The sequence below is a fragment of the Jeongeupia chitinilytica genome (assembly GCF_014652315.1).
GTDB classification, from domain to species: Bacteria; Pseudomonadota; Gammaproteobacteria; order Burkholderiales; family Chitinibacteraceae; genus Jeongeupia; species Jeongeupia chitinilytica.
Genome location: NZ_BMYO01000001.1, coordinates 333,845 through 358,731, shown reverse-complemented (window position 1 = coordinate 358,731; position 24,887 = coordinate 333,845). Strand labels below are relative to the sequence as shown.

The 24,887-nt window shown below is 63.1% G+C and carries 22 protein-coding genes and 1 pseudogene; 3 read left to right on the top strand and 20 right to left on the bottom strand.

Features of this window, described 5'->3' with window-relative positions; all coding sequences use genetic code 11:
* The 14 genes and pseudogenes from IE097_RS01740 to IE097_RS01675 all read right to left on the bottom strand — a co-directional run bounded on the left by IE097_RS01740 (position 1) and on the right by IE097_RS01675 (position 15,001).
* A complete protein-coding gene (locus IE097_RS01740) occupies positions 1-1,527 on the bottom strand; it encodes a lipopolysaccharide biosynthesis protein (protein WP_189458414.1) in 1,527 nt (508 codons plus the stop codon).
* A 4-nt stretch (positions 1,528-1,531) separates the two neighbouring features.
* Positions 1,532-2,521: a glycosyltransferase family 2 protein gene (locus IE097_RS01735; RefSeq protein ID WP_189458413.1), complete on the bottom strand. Its 990-nt coding sequence runs from the start codon at positions 2,519-2,521 to the stop codon at positions 1,532-1,534.
* A gap of 5 nt (positions 2,522-2,526) precedes the next feature.
* A complete protein-coding gene (locus tag IE097_RS01730) occupies positions 2,527-3,987 on the bottom strand; it encodes a hypothetical protein (protein ID WP_189458412.1) in 1,461 nt (486 codons plus the stop codon).
* Positions 3,984-4,661, bottom strand: coding sequence for an exosortase-associated protein EpsI, B-type (epsI, locus tag IE097_RS01725; protein WP_189458411.1), 678 nt, complete (start codon positions 4,659-4,661; stop codon positions 3,984-3,986). The genes IE097_RS01730 and epsI overlap by 4 nt, the downstream gene beginning before the upstream one ends.
* Positions 4,658-5,530, bottom strand: coding sequence for an exosortase B (gene xrtB / locus IE097_RS01720; protein ID WP_229797359.1), 873 nt, complete (start codon positions 5,528-5,530; stop codon positions 4,658-4,660). The genes epsI and xrtB overlap by 4 nt, the downstream gene beginning before the upstream one ends.
* On the bottom strand, positions 5,527-6,390 hold the full coding sequence (gene epsG / locus IE097_RS01715) for a chain length determinant protein tyrosine kinase EpsG (protein ID WP_189458410.1): 864 nt from the start codon (positions 6,388-6,390) through the stop codon (positions 5,527-5,529). The genes xrtB and epsG overlap by 4 nt, the downstream gene beginning before the upstream one ends.
* A gap of 10 nt (positions 6,391-6,400) precedes the next feature.
* On the bottom strand, positions 6,401-7,780 hold the full coding sequence (epsF, locus tag IE097_RS01710) for a chain length determinant protein EpsF (protein ID WP_189458409.1): 1,380 nt from the start codon (positions 7,778-7,780) through the stop codon (positions 6,401-6,403).
* Between the two features lie 24 nt (positions 7,781-7,804).
* Positions 7,805-8,569 (bottom strand): polysaccharide export protein EpsE, encoded by a 765-nt coding sequence (gene epsE / locus IE097_RS01705; RefSeq protein WP_229797358.1) that lies wholly within the window; start codon positions 8,567-8,569, stop codon positions 7,805-7,807.
* Positions 8,570-8,580: 11 nt separating this feature from the next.
* Complete coding sequence (locus tag IE097_RS01700) at positions 8,581-9,474, bottom strand: EpsD family peptidyl-prolyl cis-trans isomerase (RefSeq protein WP_189458407.1); 894 nt, start codon at positions 9,472-9,474, stop codon at positions 8,581-8,583.
* Between the two features lie 15 nt (positions 9,475-9,489).
* Positions 9,490-10,971 (bottom strand): undecaprenyl-phosphate glucose phosphotransferase, encoded by a 1,482-nt coding sequence (locus tag IE097_RS01695; RefSeq protein WP_229797357.1) that lies wholly within the window; start codon positions 10,969-10,971, stop codon positions 9,490-9,492.
* 40 nt (positions 10,972-11,011) lie between these two features.
* Entirely contained in the window at positions 11,012-12,154 is a 1,143-nt protein-coding gene (locus IE097_RS01690; RefSeq protein ID WP_189458406.1) for a porin family protein, read from the bottom strand.
* Positions 12,155-12,324: 170 nt separating this feature from the next.
* Positions 12,325-12,438: pseudogene (locus tag IE097_RS19570) on the bottom strand (PEP-CTERM sorting domain-containing protein); the annotation flags it as partial.
* Between the two features lie 884 nt (positions 12,439-13,322).
* Positions 13,323-14,762, bottom strand: a complete 1,440-nt coding sequence (dacB, locus tag IE097_RS01680; RefSeq protein WP_189458404.1) for a D-alanyl-D-alanine carboxypeptidase/D-alanyl-D-alanine endopeptidase — start codon at positions 14,760-14,762, stop codon at positions 13,323-13,325.
* A complete protein-coding gene (locus tag IE097_RS01675; RefSeq protein ID WP_189458403.1) occupies positions 14,759-15,001 on the bottom strand; it encodes an oxidoreductase-like domain-containing protein in 243 nt (80 codons plus the stop codon). Before IE097_RS01675 ends, dacB begins: the two co-directional genes overlap by 4 nt.
* 16 nt (positions 15,002-15,017) lie before the next feature.
* On the opposite strand from IE097_RS01675, the gene dnaX reads away from it, so the two are divergent.
* The 3 genes from dnaX (at position 15,018) to recR (ending at position 17,851) form a co-directional block, all read left to right on the top strand.
* On the top strand, positions 15,018-16,814 hold the full coding sequence (gene dnaX / locus IE097_RS01670) for a DNA polymerase III subunit gamma/tau (RefSeq protein WP_189458402.1): 1,797 nt from the start codon (positions 15,018-15,020) through the stop codon (positions 16,812-16,814).
* 36 nt (positions 16,815-16,850) lie between these two features.
* A complete protein-coding gene (locus tag IE097_RS01665; protein ID WP_070531394.1) occupies positions 16,851-17,180 on the top strand; it encodes a YbaB/EbfC family nucleoid-associated protein in 330 nt (109 codons plus the stop codon).
* 74 nt (positions 17,181-17,254) lie between these two features.
* Entirely contained in the window at positions 17,255-17,851 is a 597-nt protein-coding gene (gene recR, locus IE097_RS01660; RefSeq protein WP_189458401.1) for a recombination mediator RecR, read from the top strand.
* A gap of 73 nt (positions 17,852-17,924) precedes the next feature.
* Here recR and IE097_RS01655 read toward each other — a convergent pair whose 3' ends face one another.
* From IE097_RS01655 to gap, 6 genes are all read right to left on the bottom strand, one after another.
* Positions 17,925-19,013 (bottom strand): ABC transporter ATP-binding protein, encoded by a 1,089-nt coding sequence (locus tag IE097_RS01655; protein ID WP_189458400.1) that lies wholly within the window; start codon positions 19,011-19,013, stop codon positions 17,925-17,927.
* An 11-nt stretch (positions 19,014-19,024) separates the two neighbouring features.
* Positions 19,025-19,873 (bottom strand): carbohydrate ABC transporter permease, encoded by an 849-nt coding sequence (locus IE097_RS01650; protein WP_189458399.1) that lies wholly within the window; start codon positions 19,871-19,873, stop codon positions 19,025-19,027.
* Entirely contained in the window at positions 19,866-20,765 is a 900-nt protein-coding gene (locus tag IE097_RS01645) for a carbohydrate ABC transporter permease (protein WP_189458398.1), read from the bottom strand. Before IE097_RS01645 ends, IE097_RS01650 begins: the two co-directional genes overlap by 8 nt.
* A gap of 99 nt (positions 20,766-20,864) precedes the next feature.
* A complete protein-coding gene (locus tag IE097_RS01640) occupies positions 20,865-22,109 on the bottom strand; it encodes an ABC transporter substrate-binding protein (RefSeq protein WP_189458397.1) in 1,245 nt (414 codons plus the stop codon).
* A 244-nt stretch (positions 22,110-22,353) separates the two neighbouring features.
* Positions 22,354-23,490, bottom strand: a complete 1,137-nt coding sequence (locus IE097_RS01635; RefSeq protein ID WP_189458396.1) for a porin — start codon at positions 23,488-23,490, stop codon at positions 22,354-22,356.
* A 389-nt stretch (positions 23,491-23,879) separates the two neighbouring features.
* Entirely contained in the window at positions 23,880-24,884 is a 1,005-nt protein-coding gene (gap, locus tag IE097_RS01630; RefSeq protein ID WP_189458395.1) for a type I glyceraldehyde-3-phosphate dehydrogenase, read from the bottom strand.
* Between the last annotated feature and the right edge of the window lie 3 nt (positions 24,885-24,887).

Sequence of the window (24,887 nt, the reverse complement as noted above, 5' to 3'; positions counted from 1 at the left end):
TCATGAAAACCGCAGTCGTGCCGGCAGCACCTTGCCCAGCATCGCGCGCTCGGCAACGTTGAACGGCCGCAGCCACCACGACAACAGCAGAAACAGCAAGCCGCCGAGCACGCACGCCAGCAGCGACCACCAGACCGCGCCGACCGGCTGAGACAGCCAGTGATCGAGCAGCGCCAGCGCGCCACCGGCGAGCAACAATCGCAGCACCGGCCCGGGCTCGACAACAAAGGGCATCGCGGCGCGCCACAGCAGCAGCAGCACCGTAGCGATCCAGATCAGCTCGGAGATGCACAGGGTTACGACGATGCCCATCAGCCCCCACTGCGGGGCCAGCAGCAGTGCCAAGGGCAGTCCGGCGCAAGCGAGCAGCGTCGCCCAGATGTTCGCGCCGGCCTTTTCGATCGTCAGCGTCACCAGGCCCAGCACCAAATGCATGGTCTGCAGTGCGATCAGCACGAACAGCGCAGCCAGCAGGCTGCCCAGCGCGGGGTAGCGGCCGCCACTGAGCCAGGCACCGATGGTGTCGCCGTGGCCGAACATCAGCACGCAGGCCGGGATGATCGCCAGCAGATTGGCCTTGAGGATGATGTTGGCGAAGCGCTGCAGTTGGGCGTAATCGCGGTGCTCGACGTAACGGGCCACCATCAGCGGACGGATCCAGCCGAGCAGCAGCTGCGCGGGCAGGTAGTTGCGCACCATATCGGTCAGCGATTGCGCGAACCCCAGCGCCGCAGTCTGCACCGCACCGAGCAGCCGGGTGGTCAGCAGCGCCTGCGCATTGCTGCCATACACCTGGCCCAGGCACTGGACCAGGTAGAAGCGCCGCGACACCCCCTCCTGCTCCGGATTGCGGTAGTGCGGCAACTGCCCGTCGCCGGCCGGCTCGCCTGCGGTTCGGCGCAGGTAGCGCGCCATCTGCCAGATGCTCAGCAACAGAGCCGCCGCGTACATCACGACTTCGATCCACAGCGCCGTGGCCACCGGCATCGACCAGGCCTTGAGCACGAACACGCCATAGCCGCACAGCTTGAGCAGATTGCGCAGCAACAGGCTGGCCTGAACCGCGCCCTGCAGCAGCAGGCTGCCGAACAGTTCGTCGAAGAAGCGTACCTGGGTGCCGAGTAGCAGCAACACGGCAAACAGCGGCCAGACCGCGTACACCGGCTGCATGTCGAACCAGGCCAGCAGCCAGCGTGCACCGAGCACGACCGGCATCAGGAACAGCACGCTGTACAGCAGCCGCCGCAATTGCAGCCGCCAGATGAAACCCGGGAAAGCACTGGGCGTGAGCTTGATCCGGTACTCGGCGACATAGCGCTGCGCCTGCGTCGACAGCCCGAAACCGCTGACCAGATAGAAGATTTCGGCGAACGCCAGCACCGCGACCATCAGGCCGAAATCGGCCGGTGCCAGCGAACGGACCGCCAGCAGCAGGCCGGCGATGCCCAGTAGCGCCGACGCCCCCTTGCCGGCAAAGAAATGCAGCAGGCTTTGCTTCGCTTGCTGGCTCGAGTAATGACCACTCACCGCGCTAGCTCCGCGTCAACTCGGTCGCCGGCAGCGGCAACACCGGGGCAACCCGAGCGTAGGCGAGGCCGATCAGCACCGCCAGCGCGGCGTAATGCCAGTGCGACAGTGAAATCGCCGCATGTACGACGCTGCGTTTCCTCAACGCCAGCACACTCGCCAGCGCCAGCAGCAAGCCGGTAGCGGTCAGCAGCGGAACCGGGCTGCCGAGCAGCAATGCCCCCAGTGTGCCTCCCCCCCAGATGCCCAGAACGGCGATCGCAAAACGCTGCGACAGCAGGGCATCGACAAACCACGGCTGGCCGACCGCGCCGCGCAGCAATACCCCCGCCGCCATCGCCCGCCCGCTGCGCCAGTGCCGTGCCAGCAAGGTCAACGTGCCGACCGCATGCCCGGTGTGGCGGACCGCCGGCACCGGGATCCGCCGCAGCCGGTAACCCGCCGCCTTCAGCCGCATGCCCAGATCGGCCTCTTCGTAGGCCTTGAGGTTGCGATCTCCTGCATAGCCGCCTGCCGCGACGATCGCCGTGCGCCGATACAGGCCGCCGCCGTTCAGATGGGGCACGTCGCCTTCGGTGGCTGACAGCTTGTTGCGCGCGCGAATCTGGTCGATCTGGCTATGAAAGGTCGTGTCCTCAAGATAGCCGGCGACGCCGCCCAGGCCGGGATCGGCATGCAGCGCAGCCATCGCTTGCGGCAGATAGCCAGGCTGCAACTGCATATCGCCGTCGAGCAAGTAGACAAACTCGCCGAGGGCGAACTGGAAGCCCAGCTGCACGCCGGCGCCGCAACCGCGATGTGCCGGCTCGCTCAGTTGTACGATGCGCACCCCCGGGTAAGCGGCAGCGATCGCGACGGTCCGGTCGGTCGAGCGCGAATCGGCAACGATCAGCTCGGTCTCGCCGTCGACCTCGGCCAGCGCCGCCAAGGCGGCGTCCAGCGTCGCGGCGATCTTGGCTTCCTCGTTGTAGGTCTTGATCAGAATGCTCAGCATCGGCGTCATCGTGGAGTCGACTCCCTGCGGGCCAGCATGATGTAGGCCGCCATCAGTAAAACCATCGTCTGCGTCGCGCCGACACCATACAGGTCGGTGTTGTAGCCCAGCCCGAGCGCAGTTATCAGCGCCCCCGGCACCAGCGCGTTGAGCACAGCGCGCCGCATCGGCTCGGTCGCAGTATTGGCCGCCTGCCAGGCGCGGGTCATCAGCGTGAGCAACAGCAGCACGACACAGACAAAGCCGATCGCCCCACTCTCCCACAGCAACACCGCAGCCGAGCTGCGTTGCAGATCGAACGGGTAAAGCCGCGCGACACTACCCATGACCGCGCCAGTGCGCGAAGCCCCCACTCCGTGGCCAACAAGCAGGTGCAGCGGATCGCTCCAGTCGTTCTCGTGCAACCAGAACTTCAAGGCGTAGCCACGCCCCATTTCGCCGGTCTGCATGTTCACTTCGGCGTCGGCCTGGCGGTCAAGCGAGGTGGCGATGTACTGGTCGATCGACTTGGCTTCCTTGCTGCCTGCGTCACCGGAAAACTGTGCCTGATAGGCCAGCAGGATGCCGACCAGCACGGCCAGGCCGCCACCGACGATGGCCAGCCCGGTCGCCGGTTTTTTGATCAATTCGCTACGAAACAGGAAGAGCAGCCCCAACGGCAGCATCAGCAGCGCAACCTTGACCTCGGTGAGCATGATCACCGTCAGCGCCCCAAGGCCGACCAGCAGCGCCACGCGCCAACCGAGCAGGCCTTCGCGCCACATCGACAGCGTCAGCAAACCGGCGAATACGACGAACAGCACCATTGCGCCACTGGCGCCACCACCCATCGGGTCGCCGCCGAACAGCCCGACGATGCAGTCCCAGCGCGACGCATCGCTCCGGCTCGGTGCGATCACCAGATACTGGTACAGCACTGCCGGCAACTGCAGCAGCGCCAGCCAGGGCACGCAGCGCCAGAAGCGGTCAATCTGATCGATGTGCAGCAGGCCGATATAGAACGCCGGCAGCAGCGGCAACAGGAACAGGAACTCCTTCAGGCTCAGCAGCAACTGCAACGGCGCGCCCAGATTGACCACGGTGGCAAAGCCCAGCGTCGCCAGGAACAGCAGCAACACGTAACCGGACAGGCCCAACGGCGTCGGCGACCTGGCGCCGCCGAATACGGCGAACACCACGCGCAACAACAGCACGCAGCCCATCAGATACGGCAGCCAGAACGCCTTGGTGACGCCGCCGAAATACTGAACCGGCCCGGCGATCAGAAAGGCCGCGACGACCAGCGCCCAGAACAGCAACCGGGCCGGCATCACCAGTGCGACCGCCAGCACCACCAGCGCCAGCACGGCCGCAGTGGCCTGCACCGTGGCGACCGCGATCGCCGCACCGACGAGCGCGCAAAAACCCAGGGCCGCCGTCATCGCGCCCAGCACTGGCCAGCGAATGGCACGGAATGCCGTGATCATTCGCGCTCTCCGAAGAGGATCGCCCGATGCCGGGGCAGCACGGCGCGACGCAGATCATCAACGAACTGTGATTGCAGGTGATAGGCACGTGCGCTGTCGTCATCGATCGTGGAAACCCGGAACAGCAGCCCGTCCGGTATGACACCGTTCAGGCCGTACCGCAGCTGTGCCCACTTCTGCTCACTCCCGTTACCGACCAGGCGATTGCCGACGGTGATCCAGTAGCTGATCGGTTCGATCCGGGTTTCCAACCGGGCAACCAGCTGGGTTACCGCGAGGTCGCCGTCGGCGAAGTAGATGCGGCCCGCTCGGGCACGTCCGATCTCGAACCCCTGGGCGGGGTAGCACACCTCGGGCCGGTGCACACTGTTGTTACCGTCACTCTGGTCCTTGCCATAGGCCACCGCCAGCATCACACGCTCGCCGTTGGCGTTGACGTAGGTCCGGCTCAGGGTTTCCGAATACACCCGGCTCATCGTGGCTTGCAGCTCGGCCGGGACTTCGATCACGCCCTGCTCTGGATCGAGACGCCAGCCGGCGAACTGCGTTGGTACGATGTCCTTGAGGTCGACAATGCGTTGCTCGGCGAGGCGCAGCGTGGGTGTCATCCATGCCGCCGCTGCCGCAGTGGCGAGCATCAGCAGTGCGAAGGTCGCGGCCAGTGCACGACTCATACCAGCCTCCCGGTGTTGCGCCGGATCAGCCCCAGCGCACGATCGAGCAAGAACATGCCGGCCAGCGCGATCGCGAACAGCACCATACCGGCAAAGCCGTGCACGAAACCCTGCCCGGCCGCATCGCCAAAGTGATAAGTGACGAGGATCAGCACCATCACCCGAACGATGTTGGCGACGAACGCCATCGGCAGCATCGCAGCAACCAGCAGGGCATTACGCCAGACGCTGGTATGGCCGCTGATGTAGACATAGAGCGAACCGACCGCGAGCAGGCTGAACATCGAATTCATCCCCGAGCACGCATCGGCCACCAGCAACTGGTAAGGCCCGACTGTCAGCAGTACACCGTTGCGCGCTACCGGGTAGCCAATCGTGTACAGCAGCACTTCGGCGATATGCGAGACTTGCGCCTTGAGCGCACCGGTCAGGCTGTCAACGACCGCGGCCGGCAATGGCACCAGAAACAGCATGAAAATCAGCGCGAACCAGTACAGCTTTACGCCCTGCCAGCCACGGCACGCCAGCAGCAACGCAGCAGCGACCGGGATGAAGCTGCCGACTTCGAGCAGCAGGATCGCTTGCGAACGCCCCAGCGCGTATGCCGCCAGCGCAGGAACCAGCAGCACCAGTGCCCAGCCTGGCCGACCCGGTGTGCGCAGAGCCAGCCAGTCCGGCAAGCGATGCCAGAACAACCACAGCACGACAGCGAGGATCAGCGGGCCGTGACCCTGTTCGGGGGTTTCCCACAACCCGAGTGCGAGCCGCACCACGGTCGGCACCGCAAGTACAGCAAGGCCGACCAGCAACAGCACGTTGCGCGAAAGGTGGCCGGCCCAGAACGTCAGCGATCGCACGGTTGCGGTCACATGCGATCCCCGGTTGTCAGCACGACGCCGAGCACCTGGGCTCCGGCTGTGTTCAACTGGTCGCGGCTGCGCTGCAGGCTTTTCAGCGAGGTACGGTGCTGCTGTCCGACGAGAACGACGCCGTGCGCCCTGGCCGCGATCAGTTGCGCATCAGCTGCGCCGTGTGCCGGATGGGCGTCGAGCAGGATCACGTCGTAGTGCAGTTGGAACGTAGTCAGCAGCGCGCCAAACCCATCGCGCGACAGCAGTTCCTGCGGATTGGGTGCCTGTGTGCCGGCAGTCAGTACCGACAGATCACGCAGCTTGTCAACACGCTGAATCGCAGCCAGATCGGCCCGGCCGGCGAGCAGGTCGCTCAGGCCAAGACGGTTGTTCAGGCCAAACAAGGCGTGCTGGCGCGGTTGGCGCAGATTGGCATCGATCAGCAAGGTCCGTTCACCGAGCTGCGAGAACACGATGGCCAGATTGGCGGCCGTCAGGCTTGCGCCTTGGCCGGCCTCGGGCTCGACCAAGGCAATGCACTTCTGGCCGACGCTCATCCAGCGCAGCAGCAACTGGCTGCGCAGGCTGCGCAGCGCTTCGACCTGCGGTTGGAACGGCTTGTAGGCGGCAACCAGTGCCGGATCGAGGCCCCCTTCGCCCGGCAGCAAGTAGGGGTAGGCGAACTGAGCCGCCAACGCCTGCTGAATGTCGCCTTCATCGATGAAACCAAGCAGGATCGCCGCCTCGCCAAAGCGCAGGCTACGCTCCTTCTGCAACAGCAGAATCTGCTCGGCCTGTTGCGGGTTGATCTTGCCGCTCTCGAGCAGCAGCTTGCCGATGTGGCCGGCGACGGGGAGCTGGAATTCTTCGGCGATCATTTCGGCCTCCTTATGCGGCAGTGGCAAGCTTGCGGAAACCGAAGCGGCCGCGCTTGACGGGCGCCTGACCGAGCACCGCCAGCACCGGCAGATCAAGCAGTGTTTCGACATCGGTCGCAGACCGTACGCGGCGGTCGAACAGCTCGGCCAGCATTGCGAACGCGATGCCGAGCACGCTGCCGACGAACAGCGCCAGCAACAGGTTGAGCAGCAACTTCGGGCTCGACGGTCGCAGCGGCTCGACCGCGGTCTTGAGCATCGCGATGTTGGTCTGGGTTGCGCGGCTTTCGAGCGCCGTCTGCGACAAACGCTGCAAAGCCTGATCGTAGGCACGCTGGGCGCTGTCGACCTCGCGCTGCAGCACGTCCAGATGCGAGCGCTGCGACTTGAGTTCGAGCACTCTCGCCTTTTGTGCCTGCAACGCAGCAACCATCGCCGCCTGGCGCGAATCGGCGTTGCCGGCGGCGCTGTGCAACCCGCCGGCATATTGCGCCAGCAGCTGGTTCAACTGCGATCGGGTCGCGTCGAGTTCGGCCTTGGCCTGCAGGTAATGCGGATGGTTCGGCCCGTACTTCTGCGCAGCCTCGTCAAGCTTGCCTTGCTGGATCGCCAGCTGGTTCTTCAGTTGCTGGATCAGCGGGTTGTTCAGCACATCGGGCGCCTGCGCGCCGCCCTTGGTCCGCGATTGCGCATCCAGCGCGGCACCTTGCGCCTGCGCGGCCTGACTACCCAGCTCGTTCAACCGCTGCGTTTCGACGTCCAGGCGTTCGTCGCTGGCAACGATGCCTTGTGCCTGCTGGTAGCTCGACAACTGCTGCTGTGCCTTCTCCAGATTGCCCTTGAGCAACTTGAGCTGCTGCTCGAAGAAGGCATTGTTCTGCTGCGCAGCGGCAGCGCGCATGTCTGCTACCCCGCGGATGTACGCGGCGGCAAACTCGTTGGCAAGGATGGCCGCGAACTTGGGGTCGGCAGCGGTATATTCGAGCCCGATGGTATTGCTCTCGCGGCTCGGTTTGACCTCCAGCCCCTTGAGCAAGGCCGCCGCCAGCCAGTCGCGCATCTCGCCGCGACCGTTGGTGGCTGCAAGCCAGCGCTCGCGCACTTCCGGACGGTCCAGCAGGTCCAACGCGGTGACGACGCGCAAGGCGCCATTCTGGCTGGCGATGATGTCGACCTGCGTCGCCATGAAACCGTTGGCAAGGTAGCCCTGTACCGGCATGCCGGTGATCGGATCGCTGGCTTTGACATCGATCGTGAGCGCAGCATCCGCAGTGTATTGCTTGGGCATCAGCACGCTGACCGCCGCGGCACTGAGCACCACGGTCGCCAGCACCGACAGCGCAATCCATTTTCGTGCTAGGAGGACATGAAGGAACTGTTGGAAATTCATTGTGTTATCCGTCGTGGTCGCCGTTTAGAACAGGCTTTCCTGCACATACAGGACGTCGTTGTCCTGCAGCCGGTCGCTCGGCTTGACGTCGATCTCCTCGACACTGCCGTCGGCCCGGGTCCGGTGTACTTCAAGGCTGCGCTTGGACGCGCGGGGGTTGAAGCCGCCAGCCACCGACAGCGCCTGCATCACCGTCATGTTCTGTTCGAGGCGAAAGTTGCCGGGACGGTTCACCTCGCCGTAAACGAAGACCTGCTGCATTCGCGGCACGAAGATCACGTCGCCGGCCTGAACCCGAACCTCACGGATCGCCGGATCCTCGTTACCCAGCAACTGGCTCAACAGGAAGTCACGCCGCGAAGTGCCGCGCACCAGCACGAGCTTGTCGCCTCCGGTAGCCGAGGCCCCGCCAGCCTGGGCCAGCAAGTCCACCAACGAGGCGCCTCCTTCAAGCGCGTACCGCCCGGGCCGATTGACTTCGCCGAGCACGGCGACACGCTGGCTGCGATACTGCGCCACCAGCACGTTGACGTTGGGCTGCCGGATGAAGCCGCCGCTTTTGAGCGCCTGCGCAATGGCAGCCTCGGCTTGCGCGAACGACAGCCCGTTCAGATCCACCTTGCCGATCAGTGGAAAAGTGATCACACCGTCGCGATTCATCTGGATTTCACTGCCAAGATCCGGATGGTCGTAAACCGAAATCTTTACAACATCGCCCGGCCCGAGTCTGTAGTCGCCCCCGGTATCAGCAAGCGCGCCGGCCGCACCGACGAGCAGGCAAATCGCCACAATCCAGCGTTTCATTTCAGCCCCTTCACACCAGCCTCAAGATGTTGCTTTGCATCGACCGGAACTTCGGCGGGCTTGGTCTCGGCGGTTGCAAAACGCTGCAGGTATTCGACCTGGGTCGTCTGCCGCAAGGACCTGATCTTGCTGCTGGCCAAGTTGTCGAGTTGAGCAGCCTGCAAATGTTGGCGAATCGCAGCAGCCGCATCGCTCGCTGTGCGAGGTTCGGCGACCGAAGACTTTAGCTGCAGCAACATCACCTGACCGGCCTCCGGCACGGCAACAACGTCGCCAACCTTCATCGCTGAAATTTGCGGCAGCAAAGTCATCGGCAATTCGTCGGCCGCTTTCTGCGCCACGGTTTGATCAAAAACGATCTGATTGCTCTTCAGCGCAGCTGCAATGTCGTGCGCCGATTTGGCGCTGTTCAGCGCGGCTTCGACCGGCGATGTCAACGCGGACTCGCTGACACGGAAAACGTCGAAATCGAAGCGCTTGCGTTCGGCAAACAGTAGAGGGTTTGCCAGCGCAAACGCCTCAATCTGTGCATCGGTCGGCTTGGCAGGTTTGCCGATCTCGCGCTCGGCAGCCGCTTGCGCCAGTATCTGGCGCTTCGCGGCTTCGATTGCCTGGACGACACTCGGGTCCCGGTCGAGCTTGAGCGCAACAGCCTTCTGTACCAGCACTTCCTGGTCGATCAGCCGGTCAAGCACCAACTGCTTGCCTTGAGCGTCAACCGGCCCAGGCTGTTGCGACAGTAGAAAATTGAGCTGATGCACGGTAATTTCCGCATCACCGACACGGGCGAGGACCTGACTGGGCGATTTCTTCTCGCCGTCGTCCTTGCACGCAGCCAGCCCGAGCACGATTGCGGCCAGCACCGCGGTATTCCTGTACAGCGTTTTCATCTGTCGGTCTCTTTGTCAGTAGGCGTTCTTGTCGCCGGCCATCGACGAGGCCGTTTTCGCGACGATCTTGAGGTCGAGCCAGATCGACCAGTTGCGCAGGTAGTCGAGGTCGAACTCGATGCGGCGCTGCATCTTTTCCAGCGTGTCGGTCTCGCCACGGAAGCCGTTGACCTGCGCCCAGCCGGTGATGCCCGGCTTGACCTTGTGGCGCATCATGTAACCCTTGATCAGCGACCGGTATTGCTCGTTGTGGGCGTTGGCATGCGGGCGTGGTCCGACCACACTCATCCGTCCCTGCAGCACATTGATGAACTGCGGCAGCTCGTCGAGCGAGCTGCGGCGCAGGAAGCCGCCGATCGGCGTGAAGCGCTGGTCCTGCTTGGTCGCCTGCACGACCCTGTCGCCGTCTTCCATCACCGTCATCGAACGAAACTTGTAGACGAGGATGCTCTCGCCATCGGCGCCGTAGCGGCGCTGCTTGAACAGCACCGGCCCGGGCGAGGTCAGTTTCACGGCAATCGCGACGCCGAGCATCACCGGCCAGATCAGGGCCAGGATCAGTGTGGCCAGCACGATGTCGGAAAGGCGCTTGAGCACGCCGCGCAACCCCATGAACGGGCTCTCGCAAACGGCAACCACCGGGATGCCGGCAACGTGGTCGAAGCGCGCCTGGATCAGGTCGAACACGAACAGGTCCGGCACGAAATAGATCGATGCCGTCGAATCGCTGAGCGCATCCAGCATCGCCAGTACGCGCGGTTGCGAGGTCATCGGCAGCGAAATGTAGATGTTGTGCACGCTGTGGCTGCGAACGTAGCTCGGCAGGTCGCGCAGCGTGCCGAGCAGTCGCGACGGCTGGACGCCGGGCAGGCGGGACAGCTCGCGATCGTCGAAGTAACCGAGCCAGTTGATCCGGTGCAGCGGATCGGTCTGCAGCGCCTCGGCCAGCGCCACGCCGGGGCGGTTGGCGCCGATGACGACCGCGCGTCGCTGCGTCTCGACCGACTCGCGCGGCAGGAAGAAGATCGGCCGGAACAGCGCGTGCACACCGATCAGTGCCGCCGGCGCGAGCACGAACCAGGCGAGGATGAACGGCGGGTGGAAATAGGCAGCAAAACCGGACACCCAGCCGAGCAGCATCAGCGTCACGCAGATGAACAGCCACTGCACGGTGAAGCGTCCCAGCCCGAGCAAGGGGCGCTCGTGTCCGGGCACGAACAGGAACAGGCCGTCGAGCACATGGGCCGACAGCAGGAAACCGAACGCGGCCAGCACGCAGGTGTAGCCGTCGAACGCGACCTGGAACGGAATCGACAGCAGGTACAGCACCGCGACGACCACGACCGGATCGACGAAGGACTTGAACACGCTCACCAGCGGCGCCGCGTTGACGAACTCGCTGAAGCGGTTGTTCAGCGACGACACGCGCGGCGGCATCGGCGCGTCGTCCATTGCCGCGCCCCCGACCTGCTGCAATTGCGGATCCAAATGGCTCATGCATCCACCCCCGTCAGTCCCACGTCCCACCCTCTTGCCTTCAAAACTGCAGCCTCAGGTCGATCCCGGCCTGTGCCGCGCGATAATCGTTCAGCGGCAACTGCGAATCGCGCGCCTGATGCTGGCCGTACACCGACAACTGCAGTGCCGGGTCCGGCTGGTACTTCAAACCAAGTCGCAAGTAGTCGGTTGTCTGGCTGTACGCCAGCACCTGCCGCACCTGCTTGTCCTCGCGTCGCCACGACGCATCGATACCGATCCGTTCACTGGCCTGCCACTCCGCGCCGACGCCATACCCCTCGATCAGGTTGCGACCGATGTTCTGGCCCGGCGACTCGAATGCACGCCGGTAGTCGGCGTACAGCCTGGTTTTCCCGCTTGCCTGCCACGACAGCGCCAGGTTGCCGGTCGGGCTGCGCTGCCAGTCGGCTTCCGCCTGATATTTCCAGCTCGTCCAGCCGTAGCCCCCCTGCAGGCGGGTCTTGGCGCTGACGGGCCAGACCACAGCGAGCTGGGTCACCCACTGCCGGTATCCACGTTCGTCGGCCGGTATCAGCAGGTCCTCGCGATAGGTGATCCGCGTAAAGTCGGCCCGCGCCGTCACTTCGCTGCCCAGCCCGCTTCGGTAGCGCACGCCACCGCCGGCGCTGTCCTGCTGCAGATCGAGGTATCGCCGCTGGTCGTGGTGTTGCTGACTGCTCGCCAGCGAGCCCAGCAGTGCCCAGTCCGAGGTCAGCGCATACGTCGCGGCCAGATCCCCGCCCTGCTGCCGTACCAGATCCTTGATGCCCAACATCACGTCTTCGAATTCGGACAGCGTGCGCGAATCGCTGTAGCCCAGGCGTCCCGACCACGCATTGCCCCACTGCCAATCCCAGCCCAGCTGACCCTGCCAGCCGACGTAATCGAGCTGACGGTGCCGCACATATGTCGGTCGCGACAGTTGCGCATCGAGCAGCAACTGCTGCCGCGAAACCGGCCAGTTCACCCGCATGCCGATGCTCGGATCGACGATCACGTCCGACTTGCTGCCGCCGTACGCTTCGGCCGGCGCACTGTCGGCCAGCCGGAACACGTTGCTGTCAAACAAGGTGGAAACGTCGGCATAGAGGATCAGCGGATCGGTCTCGTCGACAGCCCCAAAGGCCACCGCGCCCGATACCAGCATCACACCGGCGGACATCACGGCGATGCGGCCGGTCGCGTACCGCCGACGCTCGAACCTCGCTACGCCCAAAATGCCACCGTCCCCTGAAACCCGTTCTTGCGTGCCGTTGCACGCCTTGCCAAACCAGACCATGCCGAGAAGGCAGTGCGGGCCGTTCCCGACCCGCACCGCCCGCTAGGCGAACATCAAGCTGCGAGTGCGGCTGCGCTGCGCTGCTTGCGACGGCGCGACAGCAGCACGCCCAGCAGGCCAGCGCCCATCAGTGCATAGGTTTCGGGTTCCGGCACCGGCGCGACGTTGAGCTTCAGCGTGCCCAGCCAGTTGGCATCCTTGGTCACGGCGAAGAACGACGAGTAGGTGCCGGCGGTCGGCAGGTTGAAGCTGCCGGAGTAGCTGCGTGTACCCGGGTTGAAGATCAGTTGCTGGAGACCCAGCAGTTGACCGATGGGGGCCAGCTGGTAGTTCACCGCAAACAGGTTGGCCAGGCTGCCCGTCGCGCTGACCGGGGTCAGATCGAAGGTGAGCTTGGACGGCCCGGTCACCGAGAACGTGTCCTGCACCGACAGCGGCGCAGCACCGACCGTGTAGGTCTTGCTGAACGCAGCGTGGCTCAGGCCGGCAGCAAGAAACATCGTCACCGCGGCAACGGCTTTCAAACTTTTCATGACAAACTCCTTATATAAGGAAAATATTAATTACATACGCCTGATTTAAAGCTTAAGTTTCTTGCTCTTGTGCGGCGCAGAATGCCATGAGCCCGATTTCAATTCAATGACGAATCAATAAATCAACATTGGCTTATATTAGAATTCAACCAGGGAGTCGCGGATTGCCTGGCCTGGCGGGAGAGTCGCAGTCATCTCGTAATGAAAAAATAATCACTACGAAATGCGAATTGCCCTGGCCGGAATAGGATTCGTACCGAACCGCTCACTGACGCTGAATCACCGACCGCAATGAGCGATTCAATTCGATCGCACGACGCGCAGCATCGCGCTGACACGTAAGACAAGCCGGCACCTTGGCGGGAGCGTGGCTGGCGCGAGAAATGCCGGCTTGCAACTGCCGCTCGAAGAATTGGCGAAAAAAAAGCGCATCGAATCTTTGGATTCAATGCGCGAATTGGCGATATGCCGAACGAACAAATTGCAGACAATGGCGTCGGAACGACGCCGAGAAAATCTCAGCGACGCAAGGAGGCCAATTCGGCGCTGGAACGCGTCGTCACCCAGCGCAACAAGGTATCGAGTACCGGCATGGCCAGCGGGGCCCTGGGATGGTTGAGCAAGGCCACCACGACCCAGTCGCTGCCTTGCGAATCCCTGACATAGCCGGCAACGGCACGTACATCCTTGAGCGTCCCCGTCTTAATATGCGCGGCACCGGCTTCGCTCTTGAGCCGCTTTTTCATCGTGCCGTCGATACCGACGATGGGCAACGAGGAAATGAACTCGGCAGCCAGCGGGCTCCGGTAGGCCGAGACCAGCATCTGCCCGAGATGCTCGGCGCTGATGCGCTCGACCCGGGACAGGCCGGCACCGTTCTCCAGATGCAGCTCGCTCATGGCCAGCCCCTGCTGCTGCAACCAGCCGCGAACGTGCGCATCGGCCGCGGCCACGGTATCGGTCGCCACCTCGGACGACGTCGCACCCACGGTGAGGAACAGTTGTCGGGCCATCAGGTTGTTGCTGAACTTGTTGATGTCCCGAACCATTTCGGTCAGCGGCGGCGAGATGCTGGTCGCCAGCACCTTCGCCTGCGGCGGCGTCACGCCTTCGCGCACCTGGCCGGAGAAACGCCCGCCCTGCTCCTGCCACAGGCTGCGGAACAGGCTGGCGGTATAGCTTCGGGCGTCGAGCACCGCAAAGTAGCGATCACCGGCGCAATCGGGCGGGAAGCGGCCAGCCAGATGCACGCTGGCGGTCTGCCCAGCATCGTCGAGCCGGAGCTGGACACCGTCCTTCCACGCCGAACAACTGGCGTTCGGCGCGAGCTTCACCGCACCGTCCAGCCTGACCTTGTCGAGTGCCGGTTCGAGCGTGGCCCGCACGCTGTTTCCGTCGCTGCGCAGCATCAGCCGCGCACTGCCGAAGTTGCTGACCAGCGCATCCGGCGTCACCAGATAGGGCTGGCCGCCTTCGTCGCTGTCGTCGTCAAATGGCGATGTGGTGGCCGGCAACCGGAACGCGCTGCGATCGAGCACCAGCCCGTCGCGCAAGTCGGTCACACCGGCGGCACGCAGCTCGCGCACCAGCAGCCACATCCGCTCGAACGTCAGCTTCGGATCGCCGCTGCCCTTCAGGTACAGCGGTCCGTTGAGCACGCCGTTCGCGACCGGTGCATCGGCAAGCAGCTGCGTCTTCCAGCTGTAGGCCGGGCCGAGCAGGTTCAGCGCCGACCACGTCGTGACCAGTTTCATCGTCGATGCGGGATTCATCGGCCGTCTGGCATTCTCGAGCAGCACGGCCGGACCGCCGTCGACCGGCAGAATCGCGACACCCAGTGCCGATGCCGGCACGCCGGCCTTGGCCAGCGCGGCATCGACCTCGGGCGGCAATGCGGCCTGAACCGCACCGGCCGATAGCGAGAACGACAGCAGCAGGTATTTGATTGTCGATGTCATCGGCGTGGCAGGTCCTTGAACTCGGGGTGGCGTTGCAGCCACGCCGCGTAGTCGCGGCGATACGCGTGCAGCGCTTCGGTATAGGTATCGAAAATGCAGGGCTCGCAGCCGCTGCCGCAACACTCTTCCAGCGCCGGTTCGAACGGTGGCTCGGGCGGCGGATCGTCGGCGGGAAAATCGGGGACGTGTTGATTGTCTGCGGGCTGATTGTCTGCGAGCTGATTGGACGGAGTAGGCATCTGTTAGAATCCGGGCATGGCTTATCAAGTTCTCGCCCGCAAGTGGCGCCCCAAGACCTTTGCCCAGCTCGTGGGCCAGGAACACGTGATCAAGGCACTGTCGAACGCGTTTGCGAACGAGCGCCTGCATCACGCTTACCTGCTCACCGGTACGCGCGGCGTCGGCAAGACGACCATCGCGCGGATCATGGCCAAGGCGCTCAATTGCGAGACCGGCATCACCGCCGAACCGTGCGGCGTGTGTGCGGCGTGTACGCAGATCGATGCGGGGCGTTTCGTCGACCTGCTGGAGATCGACGCGGCGTCGAACACCGGCATCGACAACATCCGCGAAGTGCTCGACAACGCCCAGTACGCACCGACCGCCGGGCGGTTCAAAGTGTACATCATCGACGAAGTGCACATGCTCTCGAAGAGCGCGTTCAACGCGATGCTGAAAACGCTGGAAGAACCGCCGGGCCACGTCAAGTTCATCCTCGCGACTACCGATCCGCAGAAGGTGCCGATCACGGTGCTGAGCCGCTGTCTGCAGTTCTCGCTGCGGCAGATGACGCCGCAACAGGTCTCCGGCCATCTGCACAAGGTACTCGACGCCGAACAGATCGCCTTCGAACCCGGCGCGCTGCCGATTCTCGGACATGCCGCCAACGGCTCGATGCGCGATGCGCTGTCGCTGCTCGACCAGGCGATCGCCTACGGTGCCGGCAAGGTCGAGGAGGCCGGCGTCCGGGCGATGCTCGGCGCCGTCGATCAGGGCTACCTGTTCGAATTGCTGAACGCGCTGCTCGCGCGCGACGGTGCGGCACTGCTCGCCACCGCCGACAGCATTGCCGGTCGCGGCCTGTCGTTCGAAGCGGCGCTCGGTGAGTTGTCGCATCTGCTGCAGCAGATCGCCGTGGCGCAAATGGTTCCCGGCGCGCTGGCCGACGACCTTCCCGCGCGCGAGGCGATCATGGTGCTGGCCGCGGCCATGTCGCCCGAGGACGCCCAGCTTTACTACCAGATCACCCTGCATGGCCGTCGCGACCTGCCCCTGGCACCGGACGAATACGCCGGCTTCACGATGACCTTGCTGCGCATGCTCGCGTTCGCACCGAGCGACGCGGTCACGCTGGCACAACTCCCCAAGCCCGCCGCGGGCGACACCGGCACGCCGGCGCCTTCGTCGCGTCACGTTGCACCGCAAGCTGCTGCACCGCAGCCGGTAGTTACAGCGGCAGCCGTTGCTGCACCTGTACCTGTACCTGTACCTGTACCTGTACCTGTACCTGTACCTGTACCTGTACCTGTACCTGTACCTGCAACGAGTGTGGCGTCACTCCCGCAGGACGTCCCCCCTTGGGAAGAAGCACAACCGGCGACCGAACCTGCACCACGGGCGCCCTACCCGGACGAAACCGCATCCGCAGAGCCACCCGCCCCCATCACCGTCGCCCTGTTCGACGGCGACTGGCGCGCGCTGGTGGTGCAACTCAAGCTCGGCGCCGCCGGCATGCTGGCGCAGAATGCCGAACTGACGAACTGGAGCAAGGACCACTTCGAGCTGCTGGTCGCCGACGCCCACCGCGCGGTCGCGACCCGCGACTTCCAGGACAAGCTGCGCGATGCACTGTCACAGCACTTCGACCGTCCGATCCAGTTGCACGTTCAGCTCGGCGACGCCGGCGGCGATACGCCGGCCGCACAGCTGTTGCGCGAGAAGGAGCAACGTCAGGGCGAGGCGGAGGCCGAAATCCAGAACGACCCGTTCGTACAGACGCTGGTGCGCGATTTCGACGCCACCGTCCTGCCCGATTCGATCAAACCACTCTGACAGATAAGCTGTCGGTATTCATCTCAGGAGCACATCATGTTCAACAAGGGTGGCATTGGCCAACTGATGCAACAAGCGCAGAAAATGCAGGAAAAAATGCAGAAAGCGCAGGAAGAACTCGCCAACGTCGAAGTCGAAGGCCAGGCTGGCGCCGGCATGGTCAAGATCGTCATGACCTGCAGCCATGCGGTGAAGCGCGTGTCGATCGACGACTCGCTGCTGTCCGACGACAAGGAAATGCTCGAGGACCTGATCGCCGCGGCGTTCAACGATGCACAGCGCAAGGCCGAAGCCACCAGCCAGGAACGCATGGCCGGCATGACGGCAGGTCTGCCGCTGCCTCCGGGCTTCAAGCTGCCGTTCTGATCCGGACCGGACGCAAACGGGGCGCGCGGGTCGCGCCCTTTTTTCACGCCGCCATGCCCTAGCGATCGATCGCCATGACCGTTCCCTCCTCGCTCCAGCAACTGATCCAGGCGCTCAAGGTACTCCCCGGCGTCGGGCCCAAATCCGCCAGCCGCATGGCCTATCACCTGTTGCAGCGCGATCAGGCCGGCGCCGCCAATCTTGCGCACGCCATCGAATACGCGATGGCGACGCTCAGCCATTGCCGCCATTGCAATACGTTTACCGAAGCCGAAGTGTGCGACATCTGTGCCGACGACGAGCGCAGTCGCCGCCAGCTGTGTGTCGTCGAGATGCCGACCGATCTGTTGATGATCGAGCAGACCCTCGCCTATCAGGGGCTGTATTTCGTGCTGATGGGCAGGCTGAGCCCGCTCGACGGCATCGGCACCAAGGACATCGCCTTCGAACGCCTGCTCGAACGCGCCAGCGACGGTGAAGTCGAGGAAGTCATCCTTGCGACCAACTTCACCGTCGAAGGCGAAGCCACCGCACACTACCTGGCCGAAACCCTGCGTGCCCGTGGCCTCAAGGTCTCGCGCATCGCCCGCGGCCTGCCGGTCGGTGGCGAACTGGAACATGTCGACCCGAGCACGCTGGCGCAAGCGCTGGTCGAGCGACGCGGCCTGTAGTCCGCCCCGACAAAAAAAGCCCCGCACCAGGCGGGGCTGTCGATGTACCGGGGCATCGCCCCGGCAGAGGAAGTCAGCCGATCCGGATTTCGGTTTCCGGGTCGAACAGTACGGCCTTGCTCATGTCCGGCCGCAGATGCAGCACCGATCCGGGCGATCTGGCATCGCGCGGGTGCAGGCGGGCCTGCACTTCGATGCCGTTGATCTGCGTGAACACGATGGTATCCGGCCCGGTGGGTTCGGTCAGGTTGATCTTGCACGCCAGTCCGCCGCCATCGGCCGCAAGGTCCCATTGCTCGGGCCGAACACCGACGATCACCCGCTTGCCGACATAAGCGGCGTAGCGCTGACTGTCGAGCAGGGGGGCAAAGCAGGCGGCATCGCCGCTTTGCAGGCTGACCCCGATCACCCCGCCCTCGCTGGCAAGGTGCGCCGGAATGAAGTTCATCGACGGCGAGCCGATGAAGCCGGCGACGAACAGGTTGGCCGGCGTGTCATAAATCTGCTGGGGGCTGCCGAACTGCTGGATGACACCGTCCTTCATCACCGCGATCTTGTCGCCAAGCGTCATGGCTTCGATCTGGTCATGGGTGACGTAGACGATCGTCGTTTTCAGCCGGTGGTGCAGCTGCTTGATCTCGGTGCGCATCTCGACGCGCAGCTTCGCATCGAGGTTGGACAGCGGCTCGTCGAACAGGAAGAGCTTGGGGTTGCGCGCCAGCGCCCGGCCCATGGCCACACGCTGCCGCTGCCCCCCGGAAAGCTGCCCCGGCTTGCGGTCGAGCAGGTGATCCATCTGCAGCATTTTCGCCACCCGTGCGATGACCTCGTCCTGCTCCTTCTTCGGCACACCGCGGGTTTCCAGACCGAAAGCGATGTTCTGCCGCACGTTCATCGTCGGATACAGCGCATAGCTCTGGAACACCATGGCGATGTCCCGGTCCTTCGGCGCCACGTCATTGACGATGCGGTCGGCAATGTGGACTTCACCACCGCTTGGCGACTCGAGTCCGGCGATGATGTTCATCAGCGTCGACTTGCCGCAGCCCGACGGCCCGACCAGAATCAGGAACTCGCCCGAATCGACATGGATGTCGATGCCCTTGAGGATGTGTGTGTCACCGAAACGCTTGGTGACGTTCTTGATGGCCAATGCACCCATCGGTTTTCCCCTTATCCCTTGACCGCGCCGGCCGCGAGGCCGCGCACGAAGTATTTGCCCGCCAGCACATAGACAGCGATGGTCGGCAATGCAGCGATCAGCGCTGCTGCCATGTTGACGTTGTATTCCTTGACCGAGGTCGACGTGTTCGCGAGGTTGTTCAGGCCGACGGTGATCGGCTGGCTCTCGCCGCTGGAAAACACCAGGCCGAACAGGAAGTCGTTCCAGATCTGCGTGAACTGCCAGATCAGCGTCACCATCAGGATCGGCAGCGACATCGGCAGCACGATGCGCAGGAAGATGCGCCAGAAACCCGCGCCGTCGAGCCGGGCCGCCTTGATCAGCTCGTCCGGAATGCCGACGTAGAAGTTGCGGAAGAACAGCGTGGTACCGGCAATGCCGCAGACCACGTGAACGAACACCAGCCCGGCCATCGACCGTGCCAGCCCGAACCAGCCGAGCGTCTGCGCCATCGGCAGCAGCAACACCTGGAACGGGATGTAAAGCCCGAACAGCAGCATCGCGAACGCCAGCTCCGAGCCGCGAAAACGCCATTTCGACAGTACATAGCCGTTGAGCGCGCCGAGCGCGGTCGAGATCAGCACAGCCGGAATCACCATCCGTACCGAGTTCCAGAAATAGCCCGACAGGCCCGAACACTCGATGCCGGTGCACGCCGTGCCCCAGGCCTTGTGCCACGCGTCGAAGCTGATGGCACCGGGCAGCGACAGCAGGTTGCCGGCACGGATTTCGTCCATCGTCTTCAACGAGGTCGACAGCATCACGTAGAGCGGCAGCAGGTAGTACAGCGCTGCAATCAGCAGCACGGCGTACAGGACGCCTCGCCAGGGTTTAGACATGGCGGCTCCTCCGCAGCTCGGAATACAGGTAAGGCACGACAACGGCCGACACCGTCACCAGCATCATCATCGCGCTCGCGGCGCCCAAGCCCATCTGGCCGCGGGTGAACGCCATCTGGTACATGAACGTGGCCGGCAGGTCGGACGAGAACCCCGGACCGCCGCCGGTCAGTGCCATGACCAGGTCGAAACTCTTGATCGCGATGTGCGCAAGAATCATCAGCGTCGAAAAAAACACCGGGCGCATGGCCGGCAGGATGATGCGCCAGTAGATGCGCGGCAGGCTGGCACCGTCGATCTGTGCGGCCTTGATGATCGAATCATCGATGCCGCGCAAACCGGCAAGGAACAGCGCCATCACGAAACCCGACGATTGCCAGATCCCGGCAATGACGATCGTGTAGATCGACCGGTCCGGATTGACCAGCCAGTCGAAGCTGAAGCCGGCGTAGCCCCAGTCGTGCATCAGCTTTTCCAGCCCCAGCCCCGGGTTGAGCATCCAGCCCCAGGCGGTACCGGTGACGATGAAGGACAAGGCCAGCGGATAAAGATAGATCGTCCGCAGCGCACCTTCGAGCCTGATCTTCTGATCAAGCAGGATGGCGAGCACGATGCCGACGGCCATCGCGCCGCCAATGAAAAGCACACCGAAAATGAACAGGTTGTGAACCGCCACCCACCAGCGTTCGCTGGCGAACAGCGCCTCATACTGCGCAAGGCCGACCCACTCGTAGTTGGGCAGCAGCCGCGATGCAGTGAAGGACAGTGCGCCGTTCCAAGCGATGAAACCGTACAGAAAAACCAGGACCAGCAGAAAAGACGGCGCCAGTACCAGCCGAGGCAACCAGTGCTCGGCAAAACCGTAGTGCGCAGGGCGCGACGTCACGGACATGTGAACCTCCAGGACAGGCAAGTTCCGGCCGGGCGATGCCCGGCCGGCAGAGACGGCAGCCGGCTGCGTCTGCGCGCAGCGCGGCACTCACCTTCCGGGTCAGCGAACCTTGGCGGCCGTGGCCAGTTTCTCGGCGGTCTTCTGGGCGCTGGCGGCGTCGTCATTCCAGAACTGCGAAATCACGTCGTACATCGCGCCTTGCGTGGCCGAGTACATCGCCATGCCGTGGGCGAACGACGGCAGCAGCGTGCCCTTGGCCGCATCGGCCTTGAAGTCTTCCGCGGACTTCTTGCCGCAATCGTCGAACTTGGACATGTCCATGCCCATGCGTGCCGGGATCGATCCCTTGTTGAGGTTGAACAGTTCCTGGAACTGCGGGCTCATCAGCGTTTCGGCCAGATCCTTCTGCCCCTTGACCGCATCCTTGTTCGGCAGCTTGAACATCACGAAGCTGTCGATGTTGAAGGTGTAGGCATTCGCAGTACCCGGTGCCGGTACACACAGGAAGTCCTTGCCCGGGACCTTGCCGGCAGCGAGGAACTCGCCCTTGGCCCAGTCACCCATGAACTGCATCGCAGCAGTGCCGTTGATGACCATCGACGTCACCAGGTTCCACTCGCGGCCCGCACTGGCCTTGTCGGTGTACGGCTTGATGCGCTTGTAGGTCTCGAGCACCTTGACCATGGTCGGGCCCTTCAGCGTGGCCTGATCGAGCTGCACAAAGGCCTTCTTGTAGAAATCCGCACCGCCGACGCCAAGCGCAACGGTTTCGAACACCGTCGCGTCCTGCCACGGCTGACCGCCGTAAGCGACCGGCTGGATGCCCGCCTTCTTCAGGGCATCGGCCGCCTTGAAGAACTCGTCCCACGTTGTCGGCGCCTTGACGTTGGCCTTCTTCAGCAGCAGCGGATTGACCCACAACCAGTTGACCCGGTGCACGTTGACCGGAGCAGCCACGTACTGGCCCTTGTACTTCATCACATTGGACACGGCCGGTGGCAGCACCTTGTCCCAGCCGTCCTTCTTCGCCACATCGTCGATCGACGCCAGCACGCCCTCGGCACCCCATTCCTGGATGGCAGGGCCCTTGATCTGTGCCGCTGCCGGCGGATTGCCGGATACGACGCGTGCCTTCAGCGCCGTCATCGCGTTTTCGCCTGCACCACCGGCAACGGCGAAATCCTTCCACTTGTCGCCCTTGGTTTCGAGCATCTTCTTGAGCTCGCCCGCGGCCTTAGCTTCGCCACCAGAGGTCCACCAGTGCAACACCTCGACGTCGGCCGCATTCGCCGCAAACGCCATTGACAGTACCGCAACCCCCATCGACATACGCACAGCTTGCATTCTTTTATCTCTCCTCATGGCAGGCCGCCCCTTGGCAGCCTCGCAAGCTAAGCGTAGGCAACATAAGGTGTCGCTGATATCAGGTGATCGCCGATCAGGTACTGAATGTAGGGCGAACACCGTAGACTACAAAATCGAACGGCGCTCCGATCGGGTGCGCCGTTCCTTTGCAAATAACGGTAATAGAAAAAGGGCGACCGAAGTCGCCCTTTTTTAGTCCAGCAAATCGAATCAAACGAATCGATTAGAAGCCGGTCCAGGTACCAACCAGCAGACGGTAGCTGTTGGTGTCGGTTGCGTACGACGTTTGATAGTCAGCACCGATACCACCGTTCTTGTCGTTCCAAGCGAAACGACCTTGAACGTAAGCCGAGGTGTTGTTCGACAGAGCGTAAGCCCACTGACCGTACAGAACTTGGCTCGACGAGCTGTCGATCTTGTCACCGTTGATGTTCTTGGCGTCGCCGAAGTAGTTGTAGGTCAGGCCAACGGTGTTCTTGCCAGCCGAGTAGATACCTTGAACGAAGATTTGGTCTTGTTCCGGGCCGCTGAACGAGTTGGTACCTTGACCACCCGCTTCAGTCTTCCACCACTTGTAGCCGCCCTTCACGGTGAAGGCGCCGAAGTTGTAGCCGCCAGCGACAAACGCGAATTGGTCTTTCTTGTTGTCGGAGTTAGGCACATAACCGGTAACCGCATCGTAACCAACGGTTTCCGGACGCGATTGCTGGTAACCAGCATCGATCATGAAACCGCCACCCGAGTAACCAGCGGTCAGGTCGTAAGTGTAACGTTGCGAAGTACCTTCGTTCTGGTTGGTTTGATCACGGAACGAGTACAGACCCGAGAACGTGAAGCCACCGAAGCTCGGCGAATCATAGACGATCGAGTTTTGCGGGTTGAAGCTGATCAGGCCAACTTCAGCAACGTGCATCGAACCACCGAGGTTACCGTACGGCCAGTCCAGCTTCAGGTACGACGGGCTGTAGATCTTACCGAAACGCAGGGTACCCCAGTCGCCTTGCCAGCCGCCCCAAGCTTCACGGTTGCCCCAAGTGCGGGCGCTGCTACCGGTGTTAGCTGCGTTTTGCGGGTTGCAGTAGCCAGGGCCGCCTGCAGCACCCGGGCAAGTATCCGAGCGGTAGTTTTCTGCGCCGGTCCAGATCTTCCAGATGACCTTGGAGCCGTTGTCCAGCTTGTCGCTGCCCGAGAAGAACAGACGCGGTTCGACGTCGAGTTCGACTTCGTCGCGGAAGCCGTTCGCGCTGGAACCGTGAACATAGACGTCGGCTTCAATCGAACCGCCGATGGTGACTTCGGCGAAAGCCGGAGCCGCGAAAGCAGCTGCCAGGGAAGCAGCAACCAGAGCACGTTTGAACATTTATAGGTCTCCTAGATACGAGAGTGTGGTTTCTTTCTAATTAGATGAAGAACCAGCCGTAACAGCACGATTGGCAGTACGTCTGACGCAACCTTGCTCTACGGAGCCAGAATAAAAGAATCGACTTGCCAGGGGCAAACCCGTCTGCGCTTACTCCTGCAAACCGTTGCCCACATACAACACGGCAAATAAAAAACCGCCAGTAAGTAACGGTTTTTTAAGCACTTTCTGAACAGATCGCACGCGTTTTCCGCAGCCCGTCAACGCCCGGCCCGCTGTCGCAACGATGGGTCGGAAAACCAAGCTCGTTGTCATGCAGAGACAGCCACGCCCCCGGTCCGACCAAGAAAAAACCCGCCGAAGCGGGTTTTTTCCGGTAAGGCATGCAATTACTTGGATGCCATGACGCGAACCATTTCCAGCACCTTGCTGGAATAGCCCCATTCGTTGTCATACCACGCAACCAGCTTCACGAAGGTCTTGTCGAGCGCAATACCGGCATCGGCATCGAAGGTCGAGGTGCAGGCTTCGCCGCGGAAGTCGGTCGAAACGACCTTCTCGGTGGTGTAACCCAGCACGCCCTTCATCGGGCCTTCCGACGCGGCCTTCACAGCGGCGCAGATTTCTTCGTAGCTGGCTTCCTTGTTCAGCTCGACGGTCAGGTCGACGACCGAAACGTCCGAGGTCGGTACGCGGAACGACATGCCGGTCAGCTTGCCCTTCACTTCCGGAATCACCACGCCGACGGCCTTGGCGGCGCCGGTGCTCGACGGAATGATGTTTTCCAGGATGCCGCGGCCACCGCGCCAGTCCTTGTTCGACGGGCCGTCGACGGTCTTCTGCGTTGCAGTTGCCGCATGGACGGTGGTCATCAGGCCACGCTTGATGCCGAAGTTGTCGTTGATGACCTTGGCGATCGGTGCCAGGCAGTTGGTGGTGCACGAGGCGTTGGAGATGATGTTCTGGCCAGCGTAGGTGCTGTCGTTCACGCCGTAAACGAACATCGGCGTGTCGTCCTTCGACGGTGCCGACATGATGACCTTCTTGGCGCCCGCAGCAATGTGTTTCTCGGCGGTTTCCTTGGTCAGGAACAGACCGGTCGATTCGACGACGACGTCCGCACCGATCTCGCCCCACTTCAGCTCGGCCGGATCCTTGACTGCGGTCAGGCGGATGGTCTTGCCGTTGACGACCAGATGACCGCCTTCGACCTTCACGTCACCCTTGAACTTGCCATGCACCGAGTCGTACTTGAGCATGTAGGCGAGGTAATCCGGCTCCAACAGGTCGTTGATACCGACGATTTCGATGTCGTCCGCAAAGTTGTAGACAGCAGCACGGAATACCATGCGGCCGATACGGCCGAAACCATTGATACCTACTTTGATAGCCATGGA

Coding starts and splice junctions, on each gene's coding strand:
- IE097_RS01735 (WP_189458413.1), bottom strand. CDS start 2,521: ATGCTGAGCATTCTGATCAAGACCTACAACGAGGAAGCCAAGATCGCC.
- IE097_RS01730 (WP_189458412.1), bottom strand. CDS start 3,987: ATGATCACGGCATTCCGTGCCATTCGCTGGCCAGTGCTGGGCGCGATG.
- epsI (WP_189458411.1), bottom strand. CDS start 4,661: ATGAGTCGTGCACTGGCCGCGACCTTCGCACTGCTGATGCTCGCCACT.
- epsG (WP_189458410.1), bottom strand. CDS start 6,390: ATGATCGCCGAAGAATTCCAGCTCCCCGTCGCCGGCCACATCGGCAAG.
- epsF (WP_189458409.1), bottom strand. CDS start 7,780: ATGAATTTCCAACAGTTCCTTCATGTCCTCCTAGCACGAAAATGGATT.
- IE097_RS01700 (WP_189458407.1), bottom strand. CDS start 9,474: ATGAAAACGCTGTACAGGAATACCGCGGTGCTGGCCGCAATCGTGCTC.
- IE097_RS01695 (WP_229797357.1), bottom strand. CDS start 10,971: ATGAGCCATTTGGATCCGCAATTGCAGCAGGTCGGGGGCGCGGCAATG.
- IE097_RS01690 (WP_189458406.1), bottom strand. CDS start 12,154: ATGTCCGCCGGTGTGATGCTGGTATCGGGCGCGGTGGCCTTTGGGGCT.
- dacB (WP_189458404.1), bottom strand. CDS start 14,762: ATGACATCGACAATCAAATACCTGCTGCTGTCGTTCTCGCTATCGGCC.
- IE097_RS01675 (WP_189458403.1), bottom strand. CDS start 15,001: ATGCCTACTCCGTCCAATCAGCTCGCAGACAATCAGCCCGCAGACAAT.
- dnaX (WP_189458402.1), top strand. CDS start 15,018: ATGGCTTATCAAGTTCTCGCCCGCAAGTGGCGCCCCAAGACCTTTGCC.
- IE097_RS01665 (WP_070531394.1), top strand. CDS start 16,851: ATGTTCAACAAGGGTGGCATTGGCCAACTGATGCAACAAGCGCAGAAA.
- recR (WP_189458401.1), top strand. CDS start 17,255: ATGACCGTTCCCTCCTCGCTCCAGCAACTGATCCAGGCGCTCAAGGTA.
- IE097_RS01655 (WP_189458400.1), bottom strand. CDS start 19,013: ATGGGTGCATTGGCCATCAAGAACGTCACCAAGCGTTTCGGTGACACA.
- IE097_RS01650 (WP_189458399.1), bottom strand. CDS start 19,873: ATGTCTAAACCCTGGCGAGGCGTCCTGTACGCCGTGCTGCTGATTGCA.
- IE097_RS01645 (WP_189458398.1), bottom strand. CDS start 20,765: ATGTCCGTGACGTCGCGCCCTGCGCACTACGGTTTTGCCGAGCACTGG.
- IE097_RS01640 (WP_189458397.1), bottom strand. CDS start 22,109: ATGCAAGCTGTGCGTATGTCGATGGGGGTTGCGGTACTGTCAATGGCG.
- IE097_RS01635 (WP_189458396.1), bottom strand. CDS start 23,490: ATGTTCAAACGTGCTCTGGTTGCTGCTTCCCTGGCAGCTGCTTTCGCG.
- gap (WP_189458395.1), bottom strand. CDS start 24,884: ATGGCTATCAAAGTAGGTATCAATGGTTTCGGCCGTATCGGCCGCATG.